This window comes from Streptomyces kanasensis (assembly GCF_043077165.1).
In the GTDB taxonomy this organism is placed as follows: Bacteria; Actinomycetota; Actinomycetes; order Streptomycetales; family Streptomycetaceae; genus Streptomyces; species Streptomyces changanensis.
In genome coordinates this window covers 123,149-149,330 of sequence record NZ_JBIBSF010000011.1, presented here as the reverse complement: position 1 = coordinate 149,330, position 26,182 = coordinate 123,149, and the positions used below count along the sequence as shown (strand labels likewise).

Sequence of the window (26,182 nt, the reverse complement as noted above, 5' to 3'; positions counted from 1 at the left end):
CCCGGCGCGGCACCCATCGATCCGGTGTGGAGACCGCCTTTCGCCGCTCCTTCGCCGGACTGTCCCTGCTGTTCTCGCTCGTGTGGTGGCTCACGGCCGTCTCGCTGGCCGTCTCGGACGACCGGCGTCCGTCGCTCGTGGCCGCCGCGGCGCTGTTCGCCGGGTCCGCGACGGTGTGGGCCTACCGGGGGGCCTTCGTCCGCGTCGGTCCGGTCGACGCCTGGTCCGCCGTGGCCGTGGCCGTGGTGGTGCACACGGCCTGCGCGCTGCACCGGTCCGCGGAGCTGGTGGTGGGCCTGCGCTGCATGGTGACGACCGCCGCGGTCCTCCTCGCCGTGGCGTATCTGCCCGGGGTCCGGGGGCGGGCGGCGGCGGTGGCCGCGCTGGCGGCGCAGGTGGTCGCCGGGTGGGAGGAGGGCGCGGGGACCGCCTTGGAGGGCATCTGGCCGGCGTTCGCCGGAGGGGTGGCCGCAGCGGTGCTGGCCCCCGTCCTGCGTACCGCCGGTGACCGCGCGGACATCGCCCTGCGCGAGGACGAGGACGCGAGCGAGGCCGCAGCCCGGGAGCGGGCTGCCCGGCGGAGCCGGCGCGACTTCCAGCGGCTGCTGCACGACGACGTCGGGTCGGCGCTGCGCGCGGCGGGCATGAGCGGCGTCACCGCCGGTGAGCGGCGCGCGGAGGCCCGCCGCGCGGTGGCCGCGCTGACGTCCGGGGCGGTCGGGGCGGCCGGGACGAGTGGCGGGGACGGGGCGGCCGGCGGGAACGGGGCGGGTGACGGCGTGGGGGTCGCCGACCTCGTACCGCTGTTGACCGGGCTGACGGCGACCTCCGTGGGCGGCGTCCCACGGCCGCGGGTGACGACGGACTTCCCGGCGGAACTGACGGTGCCCCGCGAGGTGGCCGCCGCGTGCGCGGGAGCGGCCGTAGAGGCGTTGCGGAACGTACGGTACGCCGGTGCCGCACACGTCGTGGTCCGGTTGCGCGGGGACCACCGGGGCCTGGAACTGACCGTGGCGGACGACGGTCGCGGATTCGTCCCGTCCCAGGTCCGCCGGACCGCACTGGGCCTGCGCGACTCCGTCGGCCGGCGCATGGCCGACGTCGGCGGCGTGGCCGACGTGCGCAGCCGGCCCGGACACGGCACGACGGTGACCCTCCGGTGGAGCGCCCCGGCACCGGACGCGCACGGCGACCGCGGGCCGCGGCGACCGCGCGGACAGCAGGAGACGCTGCGCGCCGCCGTGGGCGACGTGCGCGGCGGGCTGGCGGCGGTGTGCCTGCCGCACCTGGGGGTCATGGCCGTCGTCGCGGTGGTCCAGACGGCGGGGACGCCGGCGCTGCTCGGTCACCTCGTCTGGTACCTGGCGCTGGCGGGCGCCACCTGTCTGCTGCTCTTGCGGGCCGACCGCCGGATCAGCGGACGGGTGGCCGTTCCGCTGCTGGTGGTCGCGGTCGCGGGCGCGGTGAGCTGCCTGCGGGTTATCCCACCGGAGGCCGTCACGGACTACCGGTCGTGGCCGATCGGCGCCGTGTCGCCGCTCCTGACGCTGCTCGTCATCGTGCGCCCGGTGCGCCAGACGCTCCTCGCCCTGGCGTGCGAGGAGGCGGGCGTCGCCGTGTTGATCGCCATGGACCCGCCGGTCGCCGGGTCGGCGGCGGGTTCGGTCGTCATGGCGCTCCCCGCGATGCTCGCTCCCGCGACGGGGGTGGTGATGGGCCTGGTCATCCGGCGCACCCTGGTCACCCTGGGCGGTGCGGTACTGGACGCGCACCGGCACCGCATGGTCGTCGTCGCGACCGAGTCGGCGGCGCGCGCGAGGGCGGAACAGCACCGCCGCCGGCTGCGGGAGATCGACACGCAGATCGTGCCGTTCCTCCGTGCGGTCGCCGCGGACGACGGCCCCGGGCCGACCGCCGTGCGAGCCCGGGCCGACCGGCTGGCCCAGTCCCTGCGCGACGAACTGCACCTGCCGGGTGTCCTCGACGGCCCCCTGCGCGACCTGGTCGGCCGTGCCCGGGAGGCGGGCTGCGAGGTGACGATCCACGCCCGGGCCGACGACGACACCGCGCCGGCCGAGACGCCCGCCCGGACGGCCCTGCTGCGCGCCGTGCTCACGGCCGCCCTCGCGGACCTGAGCACCCCGGACGAGCTGGTACTCGGCGTACAGGACGGGCCGGCGGGCCCGACCCTCAGCGTGGTCACGATGCCGGGCGACCCGCGCCGTGCCGCGGCGCTCGGGGCCGTGCTGGCAGGGGAGCCGCACACGCTGGAGGACTCCGCCGAGCTGACCTGGGCGGAGGTCGTCCTGCCGGAGTAGGCGACGAGGGCGCGGCACGGGTCAGCACGGGGGGATGTGGTTGCCGCGGGCCGACAGGGACCCGAAGCACCCGACCAGCCGAACGGACCGTGCCTGACGCCCGGTTGTTCTCGGCGTGCCGCGCGCCCACCGCCCGGCGGGCGCGGAAAAGGCGTGGCCCGGGAGCGGGGCGCCCCCGTAGGGTGCTGCGCATGGGAACTCTGTGACAGCCCCGCGCACGACCGCGTAGAGCTCCGCTCCGTCGTCGTCGCGCTCATTCGTCCTGACGAATCCGTTCCATCGGCATGGCCGAGAACAGGGGCTTTCGCATGCGTGCGCCACGTTCCGCACCGTCCTCACCTTCCGTACGTTCCTCACAGCTCTCCCTGCACGGCGTCACCAAGCGGTACGGCGACCGCACCGTGCTCGACCAGGTGTCGTTCAGCCTCTCCCCCGGTGAGAAGGCGGGCGTCGTCGGTGACAACGGGGCCGGCAAGTCCACGTTGCTGCGCCTCCTCGCGGGTCGGGAGCGGCCCGACGCGGGCGAGGTGACCGTGGTCGCGCCCGGTGGGACCGGGTACCTGCCCCAGACGCTGAGCCTGCCCGCGCACTCCACCGTCCAGGACGTCGTCGATCTGGCGCTCGCGGAGCTGCGTGCGCTGGAGGCGGCGCTGCGGCGGGCCGAGGCCGCGCTGGCGGAGGCGCCCGAGGGCGTTGCCCTGGAGGGAAGCCTCACCGCGTACGCGCGGCTGGTCGAGCGGTACGAGGCCCGCGACGGCTACGGCGCCGACGCCCGCGTCGATGCCGCGCTGCACGGACTCGGCCTGCCGGGTCTGGAGCGGCGACGACCGCTCGGAACGCTCTCCGGCGGCGAGCGGTCGCGGCTGGCGCTGGCCGCGACCCTGGCGTCCCGCCCGGAGCTGCTGCTGCTCGACGAGCCGACCAACGACCTCGACGACCGGGCCGTGGGCTGGCTGGAGGAGCACCTGAGGGCCCATGGCGGAACCGTCGTCGCCGTCACCCACGACCGGGTGTTCCTGGAACGGATCACCAGCACGCTCCTGGAGGTCGACGGCGGTCGCGTCTCCCGCCACGGCAACGGCTACACCGGGTACCTCACCGCCAAGGCCGCCGAACGCCGGCGGCGACAGCGGAGCCACGAGGAGTGGCGTACCGAACTCGACCGCAGCCGTCGGCTCGCCGAGGCGGGCGCGGCCCGGCTGGACGACATCCCGCGCAAGATGGCGAAGGCATGCTTCGGGCACGGCGGGTTCCGGATGAGGGGGCGTGCGCACGGCGCGATGAGCCGTGTCCGCAACGCCAAGGAACGGGTCGAGCGGCTCACCGCGAACCCGGTGGCGCCGCCGCCGGATCCGCTGTCCTTCACGGCCCGCGTCGCCACCGCGGGCGGGCCGGGCACGACGCCGGCCGCGGCGCTCCACGGTGTGGTCGTGGGGAACCGCCTGCACGTGCCGGAGTTGGTGCTCGCCCCGGCCGAGCGGTTGCTGGTCACCGGTCCCAACGGTGCGGGCAAGAGCACGCTGCTGCGCGTCCTGGCCGGAGAACTGCCGCCGGACACGGGCACGGTGGGCGTTCCCGGGCGCGTGGGGCACCTGCGGCAGGAGGAGGCGCCGTGGCCACCGGGACTGACCCTGCTGGAGGCGTTCGCCCACGGCCGCCCCGGTGACCGGGACGAGCACGCCGACCGGCTGTTGTCGCTCGGCCTGTTCGAACCGGGGGCGCTGCGGCTGCGCGTCGGGGAGCTGTCCTACGGTCAGCGGCGCCGTGTCGAGCTGGCCCGGCTGGTGAGTGAGCCGGTGGACCTGCTCCTGCTGGACGAGCCCACCAACCACCTCTCGCCGGCGCTCGTGGAGGAGCTGGAGGAGGCATTGGTCGGCTACGCGGGCGCGCTGGTCGTCGTCACCCACGACCGTCGGATGCGGGCGCGGTTCACGGGCTCCCGTCTGGAGCTGCGCGACGGCGCCGTAGCCGTGGGGTGAGCGGGTGAGGGGCTGACGTCCCGAGTCGGAGGGGGCTCCGCCACGGCGGCGCCCCCTTCATCGCACGGGCGGGCTCCGCTCCGTGGTGCACGCACGGGGCCGGCTCCCCCGGCGTCGTGCCCGGGGAGCCGGCCGCGTCGGCGTGCGGGTCAGCGCTCCGTCGTACCGTCGCTCCCGTAGGAGCGGCGTACCGCGTCGGCGCCCTTGTCGGTCTGGGCGTCGTACTTGTCGCCCGTACGCTCGTCGACGACCCGTTCGGCGCCGGCGACACCCTTGTCCGCCTGGTCCGGGTGCCCCTTCGCCATCTCCTTGGCCTTGTTCGCCATGTCTCCGAGCTTGCCCATGGGTACCTCCCGCAGTGGTGCGTTCGTCGTACCCAGCCGCAGGTACCCTCCCGATGCCGCTTGTCACCTCCGAATCTCCGCGAGGGGGCCTTCGGCCGTGTCGCGACCGGTGGGCGGACCGCTCAGCCGGTGGGCCGGCACCCCTCGCGGAGCTCGTCGTCACGGGCCGTGCGCCGCCCGGGGATCGGGCTGCAGCCGATGTGGTCCACGCGGAGGAGGTCGTCGAGGCGGTCGCGCAGGGCGGTCGGCAGGAGCCTGCCGCAGGGCAGGACGCCGCCGGAGCCACCGGGGTACGTGGCGGCGCGCCCTGGGGCGGCACAGGACGTCGAGCACGGCGTCGGCGACCGCGGTCGGTGGCATCGGGCGCATGGCGAGGGGGAGCTGGAACCCGGCGCTGAGGTCGGTGGTGACCCCCGACGGCAGTACCGCCGTGACGTGCACCCCGGCGCCGCGCACTTCGCGCCTGAGGGCTTCCGAGAGGGCCAGTACCCCGGCCTTCGTCGCGCTGTAGGCGGCCATGCCGCCATGGGCATGAGCGCACTGGCGCTGGCGATGTCGACGAGGTGTCCGCCGCGGCGCGGTGTCATGACGTCCAGTGCGGCCCGGCTGCCGTGGAGGACCCCGCCGAGGTTGACGGCCACGGTGCGGTCCAACACCTCGGGTGACTGCTGCGTGAGGCGGCCGGCCGGCAGGATCCCGGCGTTGTCGGCCCAGACGTCGAGCCGGTCGAAGCGGTCGACGGTCCGCCGGGCGATCCGGCGGGGTCGGCGACGTCCCCGGTCACGACCAGGTGTTCTCGTCCGAGTCGCGCGGCGGTGTCCCGGGCCGAGGCGGGGTCGACGGCCCAGTCGTCCCGCGCCACCCGGTTCCCCGCCGCTCTGGGAACCGGCAGGCCGGGAAGGCCGGACAGCCGGCGGGTGGTGTGCAGCCGCAGACGGCCGTAGTGACCCCGCCAGTGCTCCCCGACGCTCGCGCAGCGTTCGACCACCACCGTGGGGATGTGGGCGCGGCGCAGCATGGCCGCGGCGGCCAGCCCACTGGGGCCGGCACCGATGACGACGACAGGCTGAGGTGCGCAAGAAGGTGACAGCGCCGACCACCAACGAGCCGTGCGCGCCGACGTCACGGACGTCGCGGATACGGCGCGCAGGGGGATGGGCGCGGTCGCGGTCGGCGCTTCGGCACCCCGGTACGAGCGGCGGGCCGTGGCGTGACGGCCTCGTCGCCGGCGTCGGACTTTCCTCGCAGGTCATTGCAATCGACATCAGGGCGATTGTTGCGTTACCCACAGATCCGTTGCAACGATTATGTCGCTTTGAGCTGCAATTATTGCTCTACATAGCAACGTAACTGTTGCTCGATAACGAAAGGCAACGTAGCCTTTCCCTTGTTCGAAACGAAGTGACCGTCACGGGAGACTCTCATGCAGAAGTTCGTCACGCCCGCTCCGATCTCCGCTGTCCTGGACGTGCCCGCGGGGCGGGTGCGGTTCGTCGGGGCCGACCGGGCCGACACCACGGTGGAGGTCCTGCCCGCGGACGCCGCGAAGGAGCGGGACGTGAAGGCCGCGCGGCGGGTCACGGTCGCTTACGGGGACGGTGTCCTGCGGATCGGGGTGCCGGCGGGGGAGGGCCGGTTGCGCGGCGCGTCGGGGTCGGTCGAGGTGACGGTGCGGTTGCCGGCCGGTTCGCGGGTCGAGGCGAGGGTGGCGGACGCTGATGTCCGGGGGGTCGGGCGGCTGGGGGAGGTCGTCTTGGAGGCGGCGCGGGGCGTGGTCAAGCTCGACGAGGCCGACAGTGCCCGGATCGTCCTGGCCGCCGGTGACATCGCGGTCGGCCGCCTGGGTGGTGCGGCGGAGATCGGCACGCGGCAGGGCGACATCCGGATCGCCGAGGCGGTGCGGGGCGCGGTCGAGGTGCGTACCGAGGCCGGGGACATCGCGGTCGGCGCCGCCCACGGGGTCTCGGCGACCCTCGACGCCGGGACCGGCCACGGCCGGATCCACAACGCCCTGCTCAACACCGAGGGCGCCGCCGCCGGCCTGTCCATCCGCGCCACCACCGCCCACGGCGACATCACCGCCCGCAGCCTCTGAGGGGCACCGGGCTCGACCGGAGTGACCAGGACGGTCCTCCCGTCGCGTCTTCCCCGGCCCCTCCCCCGCCCTGTCACCGCCGTCCCGACACGCCATCGAGAGCAAGGACCCGAAGAATGAGCACCCTTGAGGACTACCAGGCCGCCGAGCGGCTCCTCCACCGACCCGCCCGTCCCGGCGAGCTCGTCGTCGGGGACAAGGTCCGGCCGCAGTGGATCGACGGCGGTGCCCGCTTCCGGTACGCGGTGGACAACGGCGCCGGCAGGCGGTTCGTGCTGGTCGACCCGGCGGCGGGCAGCCGCGAGCCGGCCTTCGACCACGCCCGGCTCGCCGCCGCGCTGGCAGCTGCCTCCGGACAGCCGGTCGACCCCGGGGCCTTGCCGTTCGCGGCCGTCGAACCTGTCGGGAACGCCGTGGAGTTCGCCGCGTTCGGCGCGTACTGGCGCTGCCGCCTGGACGACTACACCTGCGAGCCGGCCGCGTTCACGCCGCCGGGCAACCCGCTGGAGGTGCCGTCACCCGACGGGAAGGTCGCGGTGTCCCGGCGGGGCCACGACCTGTGGGCGCGCTCGCTGTCCGACGGCCGCGAGTGGCCGCTGACGTCCGACGGCGAGCCCGACCACCCGTACGGCTCCGGCCCGGACTGCACCGGCAACCGCACCCTGATGCGCAAGCTGGGCCTGCCGCACCTGCCGCCCGCGGTGGCCTGGTCGCCCGACTCCACCAAGGTGCTGACGCACCGGACGGACGAGCGCGACGTCCGGCGGACCCACCTTGTGGAGTCCAGGCCCGCCGACGGCGGCGCGCCCCTCCTGCACACCCAGCGGTACGCCTACCCCGGGGACGAGAACCTGCCGCGGGCCGAGCTGGTCGTGCTGGACGTCGCCGAGGGCACGGTCGTCCGCGCGCAGGCCGAGCCGCTGCTCATGCCGCAGCTGTCACCGATCACCACGCAGTGGGCGTGGTGGGCGCCGGACGGCTCGGCGGTGTACTACCTCAGCCGGCCCCGCGACCTGCGCACCCTCACCCTGAACCGCATGGACCCGGCCACCGGCGCGGTCACCACCGTCCTCAGCGAGACCGGTGCCACCCGCGTGGAGCCCAACCAGTGGGCGTACGAGCCGCCGATCGTGCGGGTGCTGGCCGACGAAGTGCTGTGGTACTCGCAGCGGGACGACCGGGGCCACCTCTACCGGTACGACCTGCGCAGCGGCGCGCTGTCGGGGAGGGTCACCTCCGGGCCGTGGTCGGTGCGCCGGATCCTGCACGTCGACGAGACCGAGCGGGTGGTGTACTTCACCGCTTCCGGGCTGGTCGACGAGGACCCGTACCGGCGCACGGTGTGCCGGGTCGGACTGGACGGCTCCGGCTTCGCCAAGGTCACCGACGACGCGCTGGACCACGTCGTCACCGTGCCGGACGGCCGGGAGTACTTCCTCGACTCGGCGTCCACCGTCGACACCCCGCCGGTGACGACGGTCCGGGACTGGGCGGGGCGGGTGCTGGTCGAGCTGGAGCGCGCCGACGTCGGCAAGCTCGTCGCCACCGGCTGGACGCCGCCGGAGCGCTTCCGCGTCAAGGCGGCCGACGGGGTGACGGACATCCACGGGGTGCTGTACCGGCCACGGGGGTTCGATCCCGCCCGGCGCTACCCGGTGGTGGACAGCCTCTACCCCGGGCCGCAGGTCGAGCGGGTCGCCCCCAGCTTCGACCCCGGCGGGATGGGGCTCGACGCGGAACCCCTCGCGGCGCTGGGCTTCGTGGTCGTGGCGGTGGACGGGCGGGGCACCCCGGGGCGGAGCAAGTCCTTCCACGACGCCTCCTACGGCCGTCTGGCCGACGCGGGCTGCCTCGCCGACCACGTCGCCGCGCTGCGGCAGCTGGCCTCGACTCGGCCGTGGATGGACCTGGACCGGGTGGGCGCGTTCGGCCACTCCGGAGGCGGGTTCGCCGCGGCGCGGGCGATGCTGGACTTCCCCGAGGTGTACCGGGCCGGAGTGGCCCTCTCCGGTTCGCACGACGCCCGCTGCTTCAACGCGGGTTTCGTGGAGTCCTACGACGGCGCGGACGACGCCGACGCCTGGGCCCGCTCCTCCAACGTGGACCTCGCGGACCGGCTGGCGGGCAAGCTGCTGCTCGTCCACGGCGAACTGGACGACCAGGTCCACCCGGACCACACCCTGCGGCTGGCCGACCGGCTCATCGCCGCGGACAAGGACTTCGAGCTGCTCCTGGTCCCCGGGGCCGAGCACACGTTCATCGACTGCCTGTCCTACGTCCGCAAGCGCTGCTGGGACTTCCTGGTCCGCGCCCTGATGGACACCGAGCCGCCCGCCCACCGCCCCGCCCCCCTGCCCCTGGGACCGGAGCTGCTCGGCGAGCTGTTCGGCTGAACCCGGGACGTCCGGACGGCGCACGGCGGGAGCCCACCTGACGGCGGGACGTCCGGGCGGCGGACGGGGGACGGCGCACGGCGCACCTGACGGCGGGAGGCGGTGAACCGTGCTGCCGGCCGGGGCGGCCGGGGGCCCGCCCCGGCCGGCTCAGGCGACGGGTCCGGGCTCCCGCGCGGTCTCCGGCTGGTACGGCATGGACGGTGGCAGGCCGAGGTCCTGGGGCAGTAGGGACGCCATCCACGCGTCGCGCCGTACGCCGTCCTGGATGATGCGCGAACGCAAGGTCCCCTCGTGGGTGAACCCCGCCTTGACGACACAGGCCAGCGACGCCCGGTTCGTCACCTCTCCGACGCTCTCGATGCGGTCCACTCCCAACTCGGTGAAGGCCCAGCCGGCGACGGCCCGGATCGCCTCGGAGGTGTACCCTCTGCCCCGCTGGGCGGCGAGGGTCCAGTAGCCCAGCGACGCCAGTCGCTCGGACCGGCCCACCCAGCTGAGTCCGAATACGCCCATGGGGCCCACGAGTTCCCCGGTGTCCTTGACGCGGACCCCGAAGAGGTAATTGGTGTCCTCACGCCAGCCCCGGGGGCAGAAGTCGTGGATGAAGTGCACGGCCTGCTCCCGTGTCCCCGGGCTCGGGACGTTGGTCCAACGCCGGATCAGCGGGTCCCGCCACGCCTCGACGAACGCGTCGACGTCGGAGTCGAGCAGCGTTCCCATGACGAGGCGGTCGGTGGTGAGGTGCGCGGGTTCCATGGCCGGGCTCCTTTCAGGAACTGGGTGTCAGGTCGTGTGCGACGAGGCGTGCGTACCGGCCGTCCGCCGCCATGAGTTCCTCGTGGGTGCCGCGCTCCGCGACGCGTCCCTGGTGCAGCACCACGATGAGGTCGGCGTCCCGGACGGTCGACAGGCGGTGCGCGATGCTGATGCGGGTCCGGCCGGCGAGGGCCCGGGCCAGCGCCTCCTGCACCTCGTGCTCCGTGTGCGTGTCCAGGGCGCTCGTGGCTTCGTCGAGGATGAGGACGGCCGGCTCGCGCAGGAGGGTGCGGGCCAGCGCGAGCCGCTGCCTCTCGCCGCCGGAGAAGCGGTAGCCGCGGTCGCCGAGGACGGTGTCGTAGCCGTCCGGCAGGCGGGCGATGGTGTCGTGCACCCGCGCGGTCCTGGTCGCGCGCAGGACGTCGTCGACGGTGGCGTCCGCGTTCGCGAAGCGGAGGTTCTCCCAGATCGAGGCGTGGAAGAAGTACGGCTCCTGGGACACCACGCCGACGGTCCGGGCCAGTGACGCGAAGGACAGGCGGCGGACGTCCACACCGTCGATGAGGACCCGACCGCCGGTCGCGTCGTACAGTCTGGGCACCAGGTGGCCCAGAGTCGTCTTGCCCGAGCCGGTCTCGCCGACGACCGCCACGTGGGTGCCCGCAGGGACGTCCAGGTCCACGTCCCGGAGGGCCGGTCTTCGCCCCGTCGGGTCGTACGCGAACGTGACCTGCTCGAAGCGGACGGCTCCGCGCGGTGCTTCGAGGTCGACCGGCTCGGCCGCCTCCGCGATGTCGAATTCGAGATCCAGGTAGGCGAGGACCCGTTCGAACAGCGCCAGTGACGCCTGTACCTGCACCCCGGTGGTGAGGAGCTGGAGCGCGGGCCACAGGAGGGCCTGCTGGAGGGCGACGAACGCGACCAGCGTGCCGAGGGACGTGGTGCCGCCGCCATCGAGCACCGCCCCGGCGGTCCAGTACAGCAGGGCGGGTACGGAGGCCATGATCATGCCGATCAGGGAGAGCCGCCACCGGCCCGCCACCGCCGTGGCCACCTCGACCTCGGCCAGACCGGCGGAGGCGTCGCGGAACCTGTCGGTCAACTCGGGCGCGCGCCCCATGGTGCGGCTGAGGAGGATGCCGCCCACCGAGAGGGAGTCACCGATCAGGCCCGCCATGGCGGCGAGCCGGCGTTGTCTCCCGCGCGTCATGTCGAGGCGTTCCTTGCCCACCCGGTCGCTGATCCACGCGAAGAGGACGAGCATGGGCAGGCACACCGATGCGAGGCGCCAGTCGAGCACGAGCATGGACGTGGACAGCGCCAGCACGCTGGTGAGGTGGGAGACGAGGGAGGTGGCGGCCGTGGTGACCGTCGACTGCGTGCCACCCACGTCGTTCAGGATCCGGGACTGCGTCTCGCCGGAGGACTGGTGGGTGAAGAACCGCAACGACATGCCCTGCAACCGCGCGTAGACGCCGGTGCGCAGGTCGTGCATCACGCCCTGGCCCATCCTGGTGGAGACCAGGGTCTGCCACGCGTCGAGGGCGTTGGTGACGATGGCCACCACGACCATGCCGAGCGCCAGCACGGTCAGCAGGCCCGGTCGCTGCTGCGGGAGCGCCACGTCCAGGACGGCCTTGAGGAGGAACGGCCACGTGATCGACATCAGCGCGCTCACGACGAGCAGGGCGAGGAGGAGTCCGAGGCTCCGGCGGTGGGGCGCAAAGAGGCCCGCGATCCGGCGCCACGGCACGGGCGCCGGGGCCCGCGTGGCCGCCGCGGTCATCGTCCGTCTCCCCACGCGGTGCCCAGCGCCTCGGTGATCGCCGTCTGCCAGGACATCGGCAGGCCCGCCCGGTTCCAGTGGAAGACGATGAGGAAGGCGGCCGCTTCGCGCGGCCCCACCACGGCGTGCCGGGTGCCGAAGTACTCCTCGTGCCAGCGTGCGCAGGGCGCGGCCACCGCGCTCCTGAACTCCTCGATCCGCGCGAGGGTGCGCTCGTCCAGCAGCCGGGCGGGCCCGCCGGGGCCGGACCACGCGTCGCGCACGCCGCTCGCCGTGCGCTGCCAGCCGTCCGGCACGGTGACGCCGAACGTGCGGCCGGCCCGCCGGCGCAATACCTCCCAGACGTTGCCGTCCTCCCAGCCCACGATGCCCAGGGCGTCGAACAGCGCGCGGATCATGACGAGCGAAGCGGCCCAGGCCGGGGCCGGCCCGTCCGGTGAGGCGTGGTGACGCGCCCAGAACAGCGAGTCCGCCGTGAAGATGCGGTGGACGTACGCCATGGACCGATCGCCGCCGAAGAGGTGCGCTTCCGGCTCGTAGAAGGCGCGGCCCCAGCTCTCGGCGTGGCCCTGCCGGCACAGGCGCCGCCACTCCGTCACCGCGACGCGGTCCAGCTCCTCCTGCCGGCCGGGTCCGCAGTGGAAACGCACGCGCAGGACCGGGCCCTTGCGCACGAAGAAGAAGTCGTCGGCGGCGTCCGCGTCCAGGCGGTCGCCGGCGAACCGGGCGAGCCGGCCGAGGAGCCCGCCCATCGCGGCCGGCGCCCGCAGCCGGTACTCCAGCCAGCGCACCGGCTCGGGTGCGCAGGCCGCCGCACGGCCGGCGTCGAGGAACCGTCGTGCCGTGCGGGTGAACTCCGGGCCGGCGTCGGCGGTGTCGGTCTCCAGCAGATCGGCGACGCGGCGCAGGAAGTCGGGCAGACCGTCGGCCGGCAGCGCGGGAGCGGGGAACCCGTCCATGATCACGTCCTCTTCTCTCAGGCCACCATCAGGGCCGCGTCCCAGGGGACCCGTGGCTCGGGGTCCGCGTACGAGTCCAGGGCCAGGGCGATGCCTGCGGCGCCCTCCAGGAGGCCGGGGTAGTCCCCGCCGGCCACCGATCCCCGAACGGGAACGGCGTAGCCGAACGGCCGGGCGGGATCGAAGGCGTCGAGGAGCCTCTCCACGAGGGCGTCACGCACGGGCCCGACCAGTGGCGCCAGCGGGCCGTCGGCGAAGAACCGGAGCAGGGTCACCATCCCGGCCGTGCCATGGCACAGGCCATGGTCCCGCAGACTCCACTCGTCGATCGGGGCGCGCACCACAGCGCGTACCGAGTCCTCGGCGAGTTCCGTCCAGCCCGGCTCGTCGAACGCCTCGCCGGCCAGTTGCAGGGCCCGCGAGACCCCCGGGGCGGCATAGCACCATGCCGCGCGCCGGGGCGCCGGGACCGGCGTTCCCCGCAGCCACTGCTCGCGCGGGACGTAGTCCGCCCAGCCGATGCCGTACGCGTCGGTGTACGCGGCACGGCGCAGTTGGGCGACGATGGCCGCGGCCGCGCCGTGCTGGCCCCGGACACGCACCCCGTGCCGGTACGCCACGGACAGCAGCGCGAGGGGTCCGGCGATGCCGTGGGCGAGGCCGAGGTTGAGATGCCCGTGCTCGTCGACGTCGGGGGTGACCCTGGCGGTGAGCGAGGGCGGGCCGTCGCACCACAGACCCGGCAGCGGGCCGGAGGGTGTGATCACGGTCCCGGTCATGCGCACGAGCGTGGTCAGCACCTCTTCGAGCGGGACGCGCAGGGCGTCACCGCGCAGGAGCATGTGCCGGCCGATGCCGGACAGTCCCTCGATCGCGTCGTACCGCGTCATCCCTCCGATCGGCTGCTGTCCGATGTGCCGGCACAGGCGGGTGGCGTGCTCGGCCACGGCGCGGTCGAGGGAGGCCAGGGCGCCGGTGTAGCCACCGGTGGCCCGGTGTGCCATCTCCGTGCCGAAGGCGAGGCCGGTGACGTCGCCGACGATGCCGTGGCTGGGTCGGTGCGACCGGCCCAGCAGGTCGGCGGCCCTGCGGAGGTGGCGGTACGCCGCGGTGGCGAAGCCGGGGTGCCGGTCGGCCCTGTTGGTGCACAGGACGGCGAGACCCGCGTGGCCCCGTCCGAGGGAGACCGGTTCCCAGGTGAGTGCTGCCGCGGGCGCACCGGGGACACCGGCCAGGGCGGCCACCCGCTCCGGGTCGAGCAGGCGCTCGGTGAGGAGGTCGGCCACCTGCCTGGCCCGGTCCCGGTGGAGTGGTGGGTTGGTCGTCGTCCCGGGTGGGTGGGTCATCGGGTTCCCCTCGTTCCGCGGCTGTCGAGGTGGGCGCGGGCGACGTGGCCGAGGAGTGCGCAGGCCGTGCGTTCGGCAGCCACGTCCCCGCCCACCAGGCGGTTGTGTTGCATGTGGAGGAGTGACAGCACGGCCACGTCCCGGCGGCGCGTCCCGGCGGCGCCGTCGCGCAGGGCCTGGAGCCTGTCGCCGAGTCGGGCGACGGTGCCGGACTCCTGCCACTCCTGGCGCAGTCGGCCGAGACCCAGTGCGCGTTCCAAAAGGGCGGCTGTCCCGCCCGGCCGGATCAGGCGCATGGCTTCGTGGACGTCGGGGCGGGTGACCGTGCCGTCGTTACTCCTCGGGAAGGCGGCCGCGGCCCAGCGCAGCCAGTCCCAGGATCCGAGTGATTCGAGGAGGAGCGCGTGGTTGGCGACGATCAACCGGGTGCGGGGCACGGGGCACCGCCCGGTGCCGAGCGCGGTGAGCTGTGCCAGGGCCAGCCGGCTGTCGAGGCAGAAGACGTGTTCGGCCGCGGCGAGGGCTTCGGGGCCGCCGTAGCGGGCGGTCTCGGGTTCGTACGCCGCCAGGGCGAACTGGCGGATCAGGCCGCCCTCGCGGAGCCGTTCCAGGTGTGCGCACAGTCGGGTGCGCACATCTTCGGCCACCTGGGGGGAGGCGGGCCGCATCCGCAGGCGCACCTGGGGCTCGGGGGCGTAGTACCGGCTGAAGAACCACTGGTCCAGGTAGGGGGCGAGGTCGCGCACCAGGGGTCCGAGGGCGCTGACGAGCTGGTCGTGCGCCTCGGGCGTGGCCGGCATCTGGGCGTACACCCAGTCGCTGCCGGGTGAGTGCATGGGTACGGCGCTGACGACGGGCGTGCCGCCGCGGGCGGTCCGGTGGGTGTCCCCGCCTCCGCGCCTGCCGATGAGCGGTACGACCACCTCGTTGGCCCGGTGGCCGGACCATCCGTACGACCCGAGGTCGCGTGGGCTCTCGGTCACGGTGACCGATCCCCCGCGGAGGTCGCGGCGGAACATCTCCCGCTGGAAGCCCTGGCGCAGGTCGAGTTCGTACACCTGGTCCGCGCGGGCGACGCAGACGCGGTCGGGGACCCCGTACTCGCGGCGCCAGTGGCCGAGGGCGGTGTCCCACCCGGAGCGCGTGGCGGCGCTCTCGCGGAGTTCCGGCCCGGGGTTCCAGGTGAGCGGGGAGAGGATCACGCGGCCCATGCGGACCCTGGGCAGCCAGGGGGAGGCGCCGTAACCGGACCAGTCCCACAGCTGGAGCTTCTTCGTGCGTCCGGTGTGCCGCAGCTCGTCGAGCAGGCGGGCGACGTTCGGGGCCTGATCCGCGAGGTTGAGCTTGTGCGGGAGGACGGGGTGCACGTCCCGGCCGGTCCGCGCGCACACCAGCCGCAGCCGTTCCTCGTCGGCGACCACGAGCAGGTCGCGCCAGCCGATGGTCGTGGTGTCGGCGCGGGGAAACTGTCCGATCGCGATGGTGTGGGGGGCGAGGAGCGGGACCTGGGCGACGTTGAGGCTGCGGGCCGACCGGGTGCGGAAGGTGAGTTGTGCGGTGGTGCCCGCTGCGGGTGCGGCTTCGGTTCCGGGTGCGGCTTCCGGTCCGGCTCCGGGTCCGGCTCCGGTGTGCGACAGGAGTCGGCCCATGTCCTCCTCGAGACCCGCGAGCCGGGCGAAGCGGCCCATCGACGCGCCCGCCGTCGCCGATCCGAGCATGGGCGAGACCAGCAGCCGGAAGTCACCGCCGTCCAGGTCCTCGACGGAGTCGGACAGCAGGTGCAGGCAGAGTTCGAGCGACGGCGGCGGGGCGGTGGCGGGGCCGGTCGTCAGACGGGCGACGGCCCCCTCGTCCAGCACGATCTCGCGGTCGGGGTGAAGCATCCCCTTCTGGACCAGGTCGGCCACCACGGCCTGCCGGCGGGGGTCGGCGGTGTCCTTGACCGTGCCTGCCTGGAGGAGCAGCCGGCCGTTATGTGCCGCGCGCGGATTGTTGTATCCGGCGGGGAAGCCCAGTCCGCTGTGCGGGTCGACCAGTTCGGGCAGACGGGCGGCACCGCCTTCTCCGTAGCGCTCAACGAAGGCCTCGTAGTAGGCGCGCATCTCCGGGTGGAGGCGGCCCTCCGGCGACATGTTCCACAGCGCGGTCGCGCACTCCTCCACCTCGCGCAGGACGGCCCCGGGGAGCGTGACGTCCGCTCCGACGCGCAGGTCGACCTGGGCGACGGGGTGTGCGCTCTCCCCGATGCGGTGGGCGGCCGTGACGGCGCGCCGCCATTGCGCGACTCCGGAGCCGACGGGTTCACCGGTGTACGCGGTGAGCGCCGCACGGACCTCGTCGAACGCCGCGCGTTCCTCGGGTACCGCGGCGAGGAGGGCGAGCGTGCGGTCCAGGAGGGCCTCGTCCATCGTGTGGGCGGAGAGTTCGGTCAGGAGCACCTCGCACCGAACGAGGCTCAGCAGCATTCCGTCGAGCGTGTCGGCGGGCACCTGCGGGAACTCGGTGGCGGCCGCTTCCAGGAGCGTCCCGTACGGCACGGGGCGCCGGGCGGCGTCCAGGACCCAACGGAGCGCCCGGGTGTGACGCAGCGAGACTTCCCGGCCCGCGTACCCCGCGCGGGCGCCGTCCGCAAGGGCGGTGGCGGTGACGTACGGCAGGACGAGCCGGTCCCCCCGGGTGGTGCACAGGTCGTTGGCGGCCACCTCCAGCCGGTGGCGGACCGCCGGGTCCTCCACCCAGCGCGTGACCATGTCGGCGAACCAGCCCGCGTCCAGCCGGGTCGCCTTGCGGTCGGGAGCGGACCAGACGACCCGGGCGCGGGTGCCCGCCGCGACGGGGGCCACGCCCGCCTGCAATCCGAAGGGTGTCGGCCGGCCGGTGCTCCGCAGCGCGTAGCGCGTGAGGGAGACAGCCGTGCTCAGCAGGCGTTTGCGCGGCACGTCGGCACCGCCGGCGATCTTCTCCGCCATGACCATCAGGGACCCGCTGGATATTTCCACCGCTTCGCACAGATCGGCCTGGTGCAGCATCTCCCGTATGGCGACGATGAGCTCCTCGTCACTGGGGAGACCCGGTCCGGATTCCGGGAAGGAACCGGGCTTTTCCTTTTCTCGCGATCGGGCGGCCAATCGCAGGAGGAGAGGGCCGGTGGCCTCGAATCGGTGCTCTTTCGTCATTGCCACGCGTTTCCTGCTGTGCATTCTCTTCCTCTCGGCCGGCAGGGCCTCCGCCCGCCGTGTGAGGGCGGGCGGAGGCAGGGTGCCGACGGTGACGACCGTGCGTCAGGCGCAGCAGATGGGGCCCACCATCCCGTCCGCCGGGTGGTGGGCGGCCGAGGTGAGCTTCGGGCCCCCCGGGCAGGTGACGTTGGTGAAGCTCGCCGCGGGGGCCAGCGGGCCGTTCAGGTCACCCGTGACGGAGAGCTGGATCTCCAGGTCGAAGTCCGAGAGCTCCGCGGTCGCGACGTCGTCGAGCAGCATGGCAGCGGTCATGATTTACTCCATGGTCGATGTGCGGCGGGAATCCTTTTCCCCGGCGCCTGGCAATGGAACTTAGGTCTTCGAATACCGTGCCGTCAACCATCGTTTTCCAGTTCCCTTTCGAACGCGTAAAGGCATGCCGGAGCACCGCATTCGGCGCGACGTGAATACAGTTCGAAAGGGCGTGAAAAAATGCGCGACCCCCTCGTCGGCGTCGTCCCCCGCAACGCCTGACGGCGTTGTACGGAGCGCCTGACGGCGTCTTCGGCGCCGCGCCGCCCGGTCGGCCGTCGGAGCTCCTGCTGCGGGGCGGGTGGACGGTACCGGCCGGGTTCGGCTTCCCACCTTGCCGCCCAGCCGGTCCATGGCACAGTGTCGAGAACGTGCAAGATCGAGCAATGCAAGAAGCAACAGGGGGTGCGCATGTGCGCAAACGGGGATGATCACGCACACGAGGAACGTACCGGGTTATGCGAGCGGGGCCTGGCCGTCTACCGCGTCGCGATCGGCAGGGGAACGGTCACCCACCCCGTCCCCCGGTGCCTGCTCGACTGGGGGCTGCTCCGGCCGGCCCCGGAGCAGCCGGACACCTTCGTTCCCGTGTCCCCCGACGTGGCCGAGTACCAGCTCTCGCTGCCGGTCGAACGGACCCTGCTCGAGACCCAGCAGCGCCTGCTGACCATTCGGGACACCCTCTCGCGGGCCTCCGCCCTCCACCGGGAGGAGCACCACGGGGCCTCCGCCTTCCGGCTGTTGCGGGGCACCGAGGTGATCTTCGCGACGCTGCGCAAGCTGAACGACTCCTGCCGGTACGAACTCCAGGCGGTACAGCCCGGCGGCCCCCGTCCACCCGAGGTCCTGCGCGCCGTGCGCGGCGACACGCTGAACCTCCTCCGCCGGGGCGTCCGGCACCGCGCCATCTACCAGCACTCGGTACGGACCCACGAAGCCAGCCTCGCCTTCATGGCGGAGACACACGCCGAGGGAAGCCGCTTCCGCACCCTGGGCGCGCTCTTCGAGCGGGTGCTCGTCTACGACAGGACGATCGCGGTCCTGCCCGACCACCGGTACGAGCGGGCCCAGCACGCCCTCCTGATCGACCACCCCGGAGTGGCGGGCTTCCTCGCGGGCGTCTTCGACCACACCTGGGAGTACGCCGAACCTGTCGACCTCGACCCGTCCGACACCCGTCCCGATCCACTGACCGACGCCAAGCAGCGGGCCGTGCTCCGCCTCATGGTCGAGGGGTACACGGACGCGACCATCGCCACCCGCCTCGGCATGAGCGCCCGCACGGTGGCCAACCACATCAAGAAGGCGTCGGAGGAACTGGGCAGTCGCAGCCGCGCCCAGTTGGCCTACCTCATCGCGAAGACCTCCTACCTCGACGGAGTGGACTGAGGACGTCGCCCTGGGGTCGGCACGGTCGACCCGCGTCCCCGGGCGTCCGCACGCCGCCGTCCGGGTGGCGCCGTTCGGCCCTTCGGACGTCGGTCGGCATGGTGGGCGGAGGCCGCGCCGCGCCATTGACGCCGGCGGCCACCGAACCTACGGTCCCGTTCGAAGAGACGATCCACGGTCGGCGAGGTCGCCCCGCGCCCGTGCCGTTCGTTCCGCGACCGCCGCGCTTCCCGGGTCGCCGGATGGCGGGCGCCCCCCTCCCCAGTGGTGCCATGAATCGATTCATTCCCCCGGGTGACCGACGCGGCGGCCGGCGGTCAGGGCGGGCACGGCGGGCGGAGGGCCGGGCCTGCGCTGGGACCGACCCGCGCCTGACGGATCTCGTCCGAACCGTTGACGTACTCGACGGCGGTCCCTACGTTGGCCCGGCAAGCGCTTTCCTAAAACGATTCAAAGCCGGCTGGAGGACAACTGTGCGTACCGACGGGACTGTTGACCGGCGCGGCCTGCTCAAGGCGGCGGGCGGCTCCGCGGCCGCTCTCGGCCTGACGGCGGCGGGCTGCGGCTCCGGAAGCGGCGCGGGCGGCGACGGCACCGTCACGATCAGGTACGCGTGGTGGGGGTCCGACGACCGCGCCGGGCGCATCAACCGGACGATCCGGCTCTTCGAGAAGAAGCACCCGAAGATCAGGGTGAAGACCGACTTCCAGCCCTACCTCGACTTCTGGAAGAAGTTCAACACCCAGGCCTCCGGCGGCAACCCGCCGGACGTGTTCCAGAACGCGATCGGCTTCCTGCGCAAGTACGACGAGAAGAACGTGCTGCTCGACCTCCGTCCGCAGGCCGAGGCCGGGAACCTGCGCATGCGGGGCTTCCGTGCCGGGCTGGAGAGGTTCGGCGAGGTCGACGGCAAGCTGCTGGGCGTCCCCGTCGGCTCCAACTCCATGGCCCTCGTCATCGACCGGGCCGTGTTCGCCGAGGCCGGCATCACACCGGAACCCGGCTGGACCTGGGGCGAGTTCCGGGCCGCCATGGCGAAGATCCGCGACACCCAGGGCCGCGCCGGGGACAGCGGCCTGTACGGCGTCATGTACCTGTACGACCTCCACCTGCGCCAGCACGGCAAGGCGTTCTTCACGAAGGACGGACTCGGCTTCACCGAGGCGGACCTCACCGACTGGTGGACCGCGGCGCGGGCGGGCGTGCGGTCCGGCGTCCACGCCGACCCCAAGAAGGTCGCCCAGATCAAGCCCAAGTCGGCCGTCGCCGGAGAGCTGGCCGCGGCCGAGTTCACCTGGGACAACTTCACCATCCGCTACACCTCCGAAGGCAAGAGCCAGTACGGCCTCGCGCCGATCCCCACCACCGACGGCAGGAGGACCGGCCAGTACCTCGGTTCGCTGATGCTGAGCGCGTCCCGGCGCACCAAGCACCCCGAGGAGGTCGCCCGGTTCATCGACTTCATGGTCCACGACCCCGAGGTCGCGAAGATCATGGGGTACGACCGGGGCGTGCCGGCCACCACCGCGCAGTACGAGGCGTTCACCCCGACCGACGAGGTCAACCGGCAGATCGCCGCCTACGAGCAGCAACTCGTCGACAGCCGCGTGCTGGAGCCCATCACGCCGCACCCGGCCGGTGCCGACGTGGCGGAGGCGGCGTTCCTGCGCATCGCCGAGGACATGGCCCTGGGCAGGCGGTCCGTCGCCGAAGCGGTCGCGCAGTTCTTCACCGAGGCGAAGACGGCCCTGGGGTCCTGATGGGGGACACCGTGACGCAGCGCCGCCCGGCCTCGTCGGGGCCCCCGGCGAAGGGCGCCGCCGGACCCCCGGCACCGTCCGTCCCGACCGGCGGCGCCCGCGCCCACCGCAGCCGCCGCCGGGACGACAACCTCGCCGGCTACCTCTTCATGTCGCCCTGGCTCGCCGGGTTCCTGCTCCTGACGGCAGGCCCGATGGTCGCCTCGCTCTACTTCGCCTTCACGGACTACGACCTCTTCGACGCCCCCCGCTGGATCGGCCTGAAGAACTTCACCGACATGTTCGCCGACCCCCGCTGGCGCACGTCGGTGGAGGTGACGCTCTGGTACGTGGTCATCGGCACCCCGCTGAAGCTCGCCGCCGCATTGGGCGTGGCGCTGCTGCTCAACCAGAAGCGCCGCGGTCAGTCCTTCTACCGGGCGGCGTTCTACGCGCCCTCCCTGATCGGGGCCAGTGTCTCCGTCGCGATCGTCTGGAAGGCGATCTTCTCGGACGACGCCATCGTCGACCGCGCCCAGCGGGCCCTGTTCGGCGTGGACGTCGGCGGTTGGACGGGCGACCCGGACTGGATCCTGTACAGCCTGGTGGCGCTGACGGTCTGGCAGTTCGGCGCCCCCATGGTCATCTTCCTGGCCGGCCTGAAGCAGGTGCCGCGCGAGTTGTACGAGGCGGCCGAGGTCGACGGGGCGGGCGCCTGGCGCCGGTTCCGGAGCATCACGCTGCCGATGATCTCGCCGGTGCTCTTCTTCAACGTCCTGCTGGAGACCATCCACTCGTTCCAGATCTTCGGCTCGGCGTACATCCTCGGGGGCCAGGGCGGCACCTGTGGTCCCGCCGACGCCACGCTCGTCTACACCTGCTACCTGTACGTCCAGGGCTTCGAGAACAGCCGCATGGGCTTCGCCTCCGCCATGGCCTGGATGCTGCTCCTCGCGGTCGGCCTGGTGACGGCGGTGCTGTTCTGGTCCCAGCGGCGCTGGGTGCACTACGAGGAGGCCGCCCGATGAGCGTCGTCACGTCCCCGCGCCGGCGGGGTGCCGGATCGTTCGCCTGGCACCTCGGGGCGCTCGCCGTCCTCGCGGTGGTGCTCTACCCCGTGGTGTGGGTGATCGGCGGCTCGTTCAAGCCCAACGACGAGATCGTCGGCAGCCTGGAGCTGTTCCCCGCCGATCCCCTCACCGACAACTACCGGCGCCTCGCCGACGGCATCGCCGACATCCCCGTCTCCACCTTCTTCGGCAACTCCCTGTTCCTGGCGCTCGGTTCGGTCGTCGGGGTGCTGGTCTCCTGCTCGCTCGCCGCCTACGCCTTCGCCCGGATCGGGTTCGCCGGGCGGAGCGTCCTCTTCGCGTTGATGATCGGCACGCTGCTGCTGCCGTACCACGTGCTGCTCATCCCGCAGTACGTGCTGTTCCAGGAACTGGGCCTGATCGACACCTACACGCCGCTGCTGCTCGGCAAGTACCTCGCGACGGACGCCTTCTTCGTGTTCCTGATGGTGCAGTTCATGCGGGGGTTGCCGAAGGAACTGGACGAGGCGGCCCGGCTGGACGGCTGCGGGCACGCGCGCATCTACTGGTCGATCGTGCTGCCGCTGTGCCGGCCCGCGCTGATCACCAGCGCGATCTTCACCTTCATCAACGCGTGGAACGACTTCATGGGCCCGCTGATCTACCTCAACGAACCCGAGAAGTACACGGTCTCGCTCGGTCTGAAGATGTTCGTGGACCAGGACGGCGTCGCCAACTACGGCAGCATGATCGCGATGTCGCTGGTCGCCCTGCTGCCCGTGCTGCTGTTCTTCCTGGCCTTCCAGCGCCATCTGATCGACGGCATGGCCACCTCGGGTCTGAAGGGCTGAAGCGGTGCGGACGCTGCGCCTGGTGCGCTTCGGGGTCTTCGCCGAGTGCCTGCTCACCGGCGTGTGGATCGCGCTCGCGTCGCTGCCGCTCGTCACCCTGCCCGCGGCCGTCGCGGCCGGGGCCGCCCACCTGCGCCGCCACCTCGCCCACGAGCGCGGCGGGCTGCGGGAGTACGCGGCCGACCTGCGGGCCGCGGCGCGGAGCGGGTGGCTCGCCGGGCTGGCCGGGTGGGGAGCGCTCGCCCTGGTGGCGGCGGACCTGGCCGTCGTACGGGCGGGCGGGCTGCCGGGCGGCGCCTTCGCCGGCACCGTCGGGGTGCTGGCGCTGCTCGCCCTCGCGGTCGCGGGGCTGCGGGCGGCCGTGGCGTGGCGTCCGGGCGCCTCCTGGCGGGCGCTGTCCGCCGTCGCCGCCCGGCGGACGGTACGCGACCCGGTGGGCTCCTCCCTGCTCGTGTGCGGGTTCGCCGTGGTCGCGGCGTCGGCGTGGTTCGCGCTGCCGCTGGCGGCGCCCGCGCTCGGCGTCGTCACGGCGGCGGCCCTCGCGCTGGAGCGGCGGGCGGACGCCCGAGGAGCGGCCACAGGAGGGGGGCGGGCGCGGGCGGGGTCGCCCCCGCCGCCGGGGTCCGCTCCCGGTTGAGCCTGACACCGGCGCAGTCCGTTCACGCCGCGCGCCTCCCCCGGCGAGGGCCGTCCTCGTCGGGGCCCGTTCCCCCGACGAGGCCCGTACCCGTCGGGGCCCGTTCCCCCGGCAGGGCCCGACCCACCGCGTGCGCTCCCCGTCCGCGCCCCGGCCCCGACCGCACCCCACACCACGGCCACGGTCCCGTGGCACACCCGTACCTCCGGAGCGTCATGTCGACGAAAGGACACCCATGACTCCCCTCGCGCGCAGAGGTCTCATGAAGGCCGCCGCGGCCGCCGGCGCCGCCGCGCAGTTCAGCTGGGCGCTCGGTCGGGACACCGCTCGGGCGGCCTCGCCGCCCGCCGCCCCCGCCGGGGACGCCCCGGTGGACGTCGGCTGGCTGGAGGAGGGCGGGCTCGGAGCCGCGCCCGGCTCCACGTTCGGCGTCCCGTGGCCCAAGGGCGCCCACCCGGCGGACCGGACGTTCGCCCTGACGACCGCGGACGGCGACCGTGGCATCCCCGTGCAGACCTGGGCCACCGCCTACTGGCCCGACGGTTCCCTCAAGTGGACCGCCCACGCGGTCGGCCCCGAGGCGGCCGGGGCGGAGAGGTTCACCCTCGCCGCCGGGATCCCGGCCACCGCCGCCCGCCGGGTCACCGTCACCGAGACCGGCCGCAGGATCACCGTCGACACCGGCACGATCAGGGCCGTCGTCCCCCGGGGCGGGCGCAGGCTCGTCGAGTCCGTCACCCGGGGCGGGACGAAGATCGTCACCGATGGCCGCCTCGTCCTGCTGCGCCAGGGCGTCCCGGACGACGGCGACCAGGGCAGCGTCTCGTGGGAGCGGTTCGACGGCGAGATCAGCGGCGCGACCGTCGAACAGCGCGGGCCCGTGCGGGCGGTGGTGCGCATCGACGGCACGCACCGCAAGGGGAGCCGCCGCCTGCTGCCGTTCAGCGTGCGGCTGTACTTCCACGCGGGCGCCGACTCGTTCCGCATGGTCCACACCATCACCTTCGACGGTGACCAGGACGAGGACTTCATCCGCGGCCTCGGCGTCCGCTTCACCGTGCCCATGCGGGACGCCGCCTACGACCGCCACATCCGCATCGCGGGCGAGGGCGAGGGGTTCCTCACGGAGGCCGTGCAGGGGATCACCGGTCTGCGTCGCGACCCCGGTGCCGCCGTGCGCGCCGCGCAGGTGAAGGGCGAGAGGCTGCCCGACCCGGCCACCTGGGACCAGCGCGTCACCAGCCGCCTGGCGTACGTCCCCCACTGGGGCGACTACACCCTCGCGCAGCTGTCCGCCGACGGCTTCACCCTCCGCAAACGCACCGGCCCCGGCCGCGGTTGGATCACCGCCGGGGGCGGCGGCCGGGCGAACGGCTTCGGGTACGTCGGCGGGGTCGGCGGCGGACTGTCCTTCGGGCTGCGGGACTTCTGGGAGAAGCACCCCGCCCAGCTCGACATACGGGGGGCGGCCGGCGACGCGGCGGAGGTGACCTGCTGGCTCTGGTCCCCCGAGGCGCAGCCCATGGACCTGCGCTTCTACCACGACGGCATGGGGCAGGACACGTACCCGGAGCAGCTCGAGGGCCTCAACATCACCTACGAGGACTACGAGCCCGGATTCGGCACCCCGTACGGCATCGCCCGCACCAGCGAGCTGATGTTCTGGGTCAACGACGCGACGCCGGGCGCCGACGTGCTCGTCGCCCAGGCCGCCGCCGTGCGCACGCCGCCCCAGCTCGCGGCGGGCCCCGCCGACCTCGCCCGCGCGGGCGTGTTCGGCGGGCTGTTCGCGCCCGTCGACCGCTCCGTACCGGCGAAGGCGAGGATCGAGGACCAGCTCGACTTCCTCTTCACGTACTACAAGGACCAGGTCGAGCAGCGCCGCTGGTACGGCTTCTGGGACTACGGCGACATCATGCACACCTACGACGAGGACCGCCACCAGTGGCGGTACGACGTCGGGGGCTACGCCTGGGACAACTCCGAGCTCTCGCCCGACCTGTGGCTCTGGTACGCCTACCTGCGCTCGGGCCGCGGCGACATCTTCCGGTTCGCGGAGGCCATGACCCGGCACACCGGCGAGGTCGATGTCTACCACCTCGGGAAGTGGGCCGGGCTCGGCACCCGGCACGGGGTGCAGCACTTCGCGTGCAGCGCCAAGCAGCAGCGGATCTCGACCGCCGTCTACCGCCGCCCGTACTACTTCCTCACCGGCGACGAGCGGGTCGGGGACCTCATGCACGACCTGGTCGACTCGGACGAGACGTTCCTCGTCCTCGACCCGATCCGCAAGATCCGTACCGAGCCGTACATCCCGGACCGCAACGCGCTGTCCATCGGTTTCGGCACCGACTGGAGCGGCCTGGCGGCGGCCTGGCTGACCGAGTGGGAGCGGCGGGGGCCCAAGGCCGCCAAGGCGGAGGCCCGGCTGCGTTCCACCATGGAGACCATCGGCGCCCAGCCCAACGGCTTCGTCCAGGGCACGGGCCTGTACGACCTCGACACCGGCCGTTTCGCGGTCCCGGCCGAACCGGTCGTCGGCGTCTCCCACCTGTCGGCCATGTTCGGGCTCGTCGAGATGTGCGCCGAGCTCATCGACCTGATCGACGTGCCCGCCTTCAAGGCCGCCTGGCTGGACTACTGCCGCTACTTCAACGCGACCAAGGCGGAACAGGCGGCCCGGTACGGTGCGCACTTCGGGAACCTCCTGCTCTTCCAGGGCCATTCGCGCCAGGACGCGTACGCGGCGGCCCAGTTGGGGGACGACGGGCTGGCGGCGCGCGCCTGGCGGAAGTTCCTGGACAGCGACGGCTACACCACCGCCATGACGTGGGAGAAGACACCCTTAAAGGGCCCGGCCGTCCTCGAACCGGGCTACGAGCACCCGGGGATCAGCACCAACACCACGGCCCTGTTCGGCCTCGCGGCCATCCAGAACCTCGCACTGATCGGGGATCGGATCCCGCGCTGACCCCTCCCCGGGCGGGGGCGTGTCGGCCGGCGCACCGCGCTGGGGCGTGTCGGCCGGCGCACCGGCCGGTCGCGGCGCGGTCCACCGCGTCCGC

The 26,182-nt window shown here is 73.3% G+C and carries 17 protein-coding genes and 2 pseudogenes; 10 read left to right on the top strand and 9 right to left on the bottom strand.

The window, feature by feature from the left end:
- Positions 1–26: 26 nt before the first annotated feature.
- Both ACF053_RS25595 and ACF053_RS25590 read left to right on the top strand, forming a co-directional pair.
- The gene (locus tag ACF053_RS25595) at positions 27–2,318 is read left to right on the top strand and encodes an ATP-binding protein (RefSeq protein ID WP_391956111.1); all 2,292 of its coding nucleotides are present in this window, start codon (positions 27–29) and stop codon (positions 2,316–2,318) included.
- Positions 2,319–2,626: 308 nt separating this feature from the next.
- A complete protein-coding gene (locus tag ACF053_RS25590) occupies positions 2,627–4,297 on the top strand; it encodes a TlrC/CarA/OleB/SrmB family ABC-F type ribosomal protection protein (protein ID WP_391956110.1) in 1,671 nt (556 codons plus the stop codon).
- Between the two features lie 149 nt (positions 4,298–4,446).
- Here ACF053_RS25590 and ACF053_RS25585 read toward each other — a convergent pair whose 3' ends face one another.
- From ACF053_RS25585 to ACF053_RS25575, 3 genes and pseudogenes are all read right to left on the bottom strand, one after another.
- The gene (locus ACF053_RS25585; protein ID WP_391956109.1) at positions 4,447–4,641 is read right to left on the bottom strand and encodes an antitoxin; all 195 of its coding nucleotides are present in this window, start codon (positions 4,639–4,641) and stop codon (positions 4,447–4,449) included.
- A 159-nt stretch (positions 4,642–4,800) separates the two neighbouring features.
- Positions 4,801–5,396: pseudogene (locus ACF053_RS25580) on the bottom strand (SDR family NAD(P)-dependent oxidoreductase).
- Between the two features lie 197 nt (positions 5,397–5,593).
- Positions 5,594–5,767: pseudogene (locus ACF053_RS25575) on the bottom strand (FAD-dependent monooxygenase); the annotation flags it as partial.
- Between the two features lie 297 nt (positions 5,768–6,064).
- Here ACF053_RS25575 and ACF053_RS25570 point away from each other — a divergent pair.
- Positions 6,065–6,736 carry a DUF4097 family beta strand repeat-containing protein gene (locus ACF053_RS25570; protein ID WP_391956108.1) on the top strand — a complete coding sequence of 224 codons (672 nt, stop codon included), beginning with the start codon at positions 6,065–6,067 and terminating at the stop codon, positions 6,734–6,736.
- A gap of 116 nt (positions 6,737–6,852) precedes the next feature.
- Positions 6,853–9,129: a S9 family peptidase gene (locus ACF053_RS25565; protein WP_391956107.1), complete on the top strand. Its 2,277-nt coding sequence runs from the start codon at positions 6,853–6,855 to the stop codon at positions 9,127–9,129.
- A 150-nt stretch (positions 9,130–9,279) separates the two neighbouring features.
- Here the strand turns inward: ACF053_RS25565 and ACF053_RS25560 are convergent, their stop codons facing one another.
- The 6 genes from ACF053_RS25560 to ACF053_RS25535 form a co-directional block, all read right to left on the bottom strand.
- Positions 9,280–9,888, bottom strand: coding sequence for a GNAT family N-acetyltransferase (locus ACF053_RS25560; RefSeq protein ID WP_391956106.1), 609 nt, complete (start codon positions 9,886–9,888; stop codon positions 9,280–9,282).
- Positions 9,889–9,901: 13 nt separating this feature from the next.
- Positions 9,902–11,674 carry an ABC transporter ATP-binding protein gene (locus tag ACF053_RS25555; RefSeq protein WP_391956105.1) on the bottom strand — a complete coding sequence of 591 codons (1,773 nt, stop codon included), beginning with the start codon at positions 11,672–11,674 and terminating at the stop codon, positions 9,902–9,904.
- Entirely contained in the window at positions 11,671–12,633 is a 963-nt protein-coding gene (locus ACF053_RS25550; RefSeq protein ID WP_391956104.1) for a thiopeptide-type bacteriocin biosynthesis protein, read from the bottom strand. The genes ACF053_RS25555 and ACF053_RS25550 overlap by 4 nt, the downstream gene beginning before the upstream one ends.
- 17 nt (positions 12,634–12,650) lie before the next feature.
- The gene (locus tag ACF053_RS25545; RefSeq protein WP_391956103.1) at positions 12,651–13,979 is read right to left on the bottom strand and encodes a lanthionine synthetase C family protein; all 1,329 of its coding nucleotides are present in this window, start codon (positions 13,977–13,979) and stop codon (positions 12,651–12,653) included.
- Positions 13,976–17,008, bottom strand: a complete 3,033-nt coding sequence (locus tag ACF053_RS25540; protein ID WP_391956102.1) for a lantibiotic dehydratase — start codon at positions 17,006–17,008, stop codon at positions 13,976–13,978. The genes ACF053_RS25545 and ACF053_RS25540 overlap by 4 nt, the downstream gene beginning before the upstream one ends.
- 252 nt (positions 17,009–17,260) lie before the next feature.
- Complete coding sequence (locus tag ACF053_RS25535) at positions 17,261–17,470, bottom strand: hypothetical protein (protein ID WP_391956101.1); 210 nt, start codon at positions 17,468–17,470, stop codon at positions 17,261–17,263.
- 588 nt (positions 17,471–18,058) lie between these two features.
- Here ACF053_RS25535 and ACF053_RS25530 point away from each other — a divergent pair.
- The 6 genes from ACF053_RS25530 to ACF053_RS25505 all read left to right on the top strand — a co-directional run bounded on the left by ACF053_RS25530 (position 18,059) and on the right by ACF053_RS25505 (position 26,088).
- Positions 18,059–18,859: a helix-turn-helix transcriptional regulator gene (locus ACF053_RS25530; protein WP_391956100.1), complete on the top strand. Its 801-nt coding sequence runs from the start codon at positions 18,059–18,061 to the stop codon at positions 18,857–18,859.
- A 473-nt stretch (positions 18,860–19,332) separates the two neighbouring features.
- Positions 19,333–20,619, top strand: coding sequence for an ABC transporter substrate-binding protein (locus ACF053_RS25525; protein ID WP_391956099.1), 1,287 nt, complete (start codon positions 19,333–19,335; stop codon positions 20,617–20,619).
- Positions 20,619–21,626 carry a carbohydrate ABC transporter permease gene (locus ACF053_RS25520; protein ID WP_391956098.1) on the top strand — a complete coding sequence of 336 codons (1,008 nt, stop codon included), beginning with the start codon at positions 20,619–20,621 and terminating at the stop codon, positions 21,624–21,626. The genes ACF053_RS25525 and ACF053_RS25520 overlap by 1 nt, the downstream gene beginning before the upstream one ends.
- Positions 21,623–22,480, top strand: a complete 858-nt coding sequence (locus tag ACF053_RS25515; RefSeq protein WP_391956097.1) for a carbohydrate ABC transporter permease — start codon at positions 21,623–21,625, stop codon at positions 22,478–22,480. Before ACF053_RS25520 ends, ACF053_RS25515 begins: the two co-directional genes overlap by 4 nt.
- A gap of 4 nt (positions 22,481–22,484) precedes the next feature.
- Positions 22,485–23,117 (top strand): hypothetical protein, encoded by a 633-nt coding sequence (locus tag ACF053_RS25510; RefSeq protein ID WP_391956096.1) that lies wholly within the window; start codon positions 22,485–22,487, stop codon positions 23,115–23,117.
- A gap of 235 nt (positions 23,118–23,352) precedes the next feature.
- The gene (locus ACF053_RS25505) at positions 23,353–26,088 is read left to right on the top strand and encodes an exo-rhamnogalacturonan lyase family protein (RefSeq protein WP_391956095.1); all 2,736 of its coding nucleotides are present in this window, start codon (positions 23,353–23,355) and stop codon (positions 26,086–26,088) included.
- Positions 26,089–26,182: the final 94 nt, after the last annotated feature.

Excerpts from the sequence above, each read along its gene's own strand:
- ACF053_RS25590 (WP_391956110.1), top strand. The coding sequence starts at position 2,627 with ATGCGTGCGCCACGTTCCGCACCGTCCTCACCTTCCGTACGTTCCTCA.
- ACF053_RS25585 (WP_391956109.1), bottom strand. The coding sequence starts at position 4,641 with ATGGGCAAGCTCGGAGACATGGCGAACAAGGCCAAGGAGATGGCGAAG.
- ACF053_RS25570 (WP_391956108.1), top strand. The coding sequence starts at position 6,065 with ATGCAGAAGTTCGTCACGCCCGCTCCGATCTCCGCTGTCCTGGACGTG.
- ACF053_RS25565 (WP_391956107.1), top strand. The coding sequence starts at position 6,853 with ATGAGCACCCTTGAGGACTACCAGGCCGCCGAGCGGCTCCTCCACCGA.
- ACF053_RS25560 (WP_391956106.1), bottom strand. The coding sequence starts at position 9,888 with ATGGAACCCGCGCACCTCACCACCGACCGCCTCGTCATGGGAACGCTG.
- ACF053_RS25555 (WP_391956105.1), bottom strand. The coding sequence starts at position 11,674 with ATGACCGCGGCGGCCACGCGGGCCCCGGCGCCCGTGCCGTGGCGCCGG.
- ACF053_RS25550 (WP_391956104.1), bottom strand. The coding sequence starts at position 12,633 with ATGGACGGGTTCCCCGCTCCCGCGCTGCCGGCCGACGGTCTGCCCGAC.
- ACF053_RS25545 (WP_391956103.1), bottom strand. The coding sequence starts at position 13,979 with ATGACCCACCCACCCGGGACGACGACCAACCCACCACTCCACCGGGAC.
- ACF053_RS25540 (WP_391956102.1), bottom strand. The coding sequence starts at position 17,008 with ATGCTGCACCAGGCCGATCTGTGCGAAGCGGTGGAAATATCCAGCGGG.
- ACF053_RS25535 (WP_391956101.1), bottom strand. The coding sequence starts at position 17,470 with ATGACCGCTGCCATGCTGCTCGACGACGTCGCGACCGCGGAGCTCTCG.
- ACF053_RS25520 (WP_391956098.1), top strand. The coding sequence starts at position 20,619 with ATGGGGGACACCGTGACGCAGCGCCGCCCGGCCTCGTCGGGGCCCCCG.
- ACF053_RS25515 (WP_391956097.1), top strand. The coding sequence starts at position 21,623 with ATGAGCGTCGTCACGTCCCCGCGCCGGCGGGGTGCCGGATCGTTCGCC.
- ACF053_RS25505 (WP_391956095.1), top strand. The coding sequence starts at position 23,353 with ATGACTCCCCTCGCGCGCAGAGGTCTCATGAAGGCCGCCGCGGCCGCC.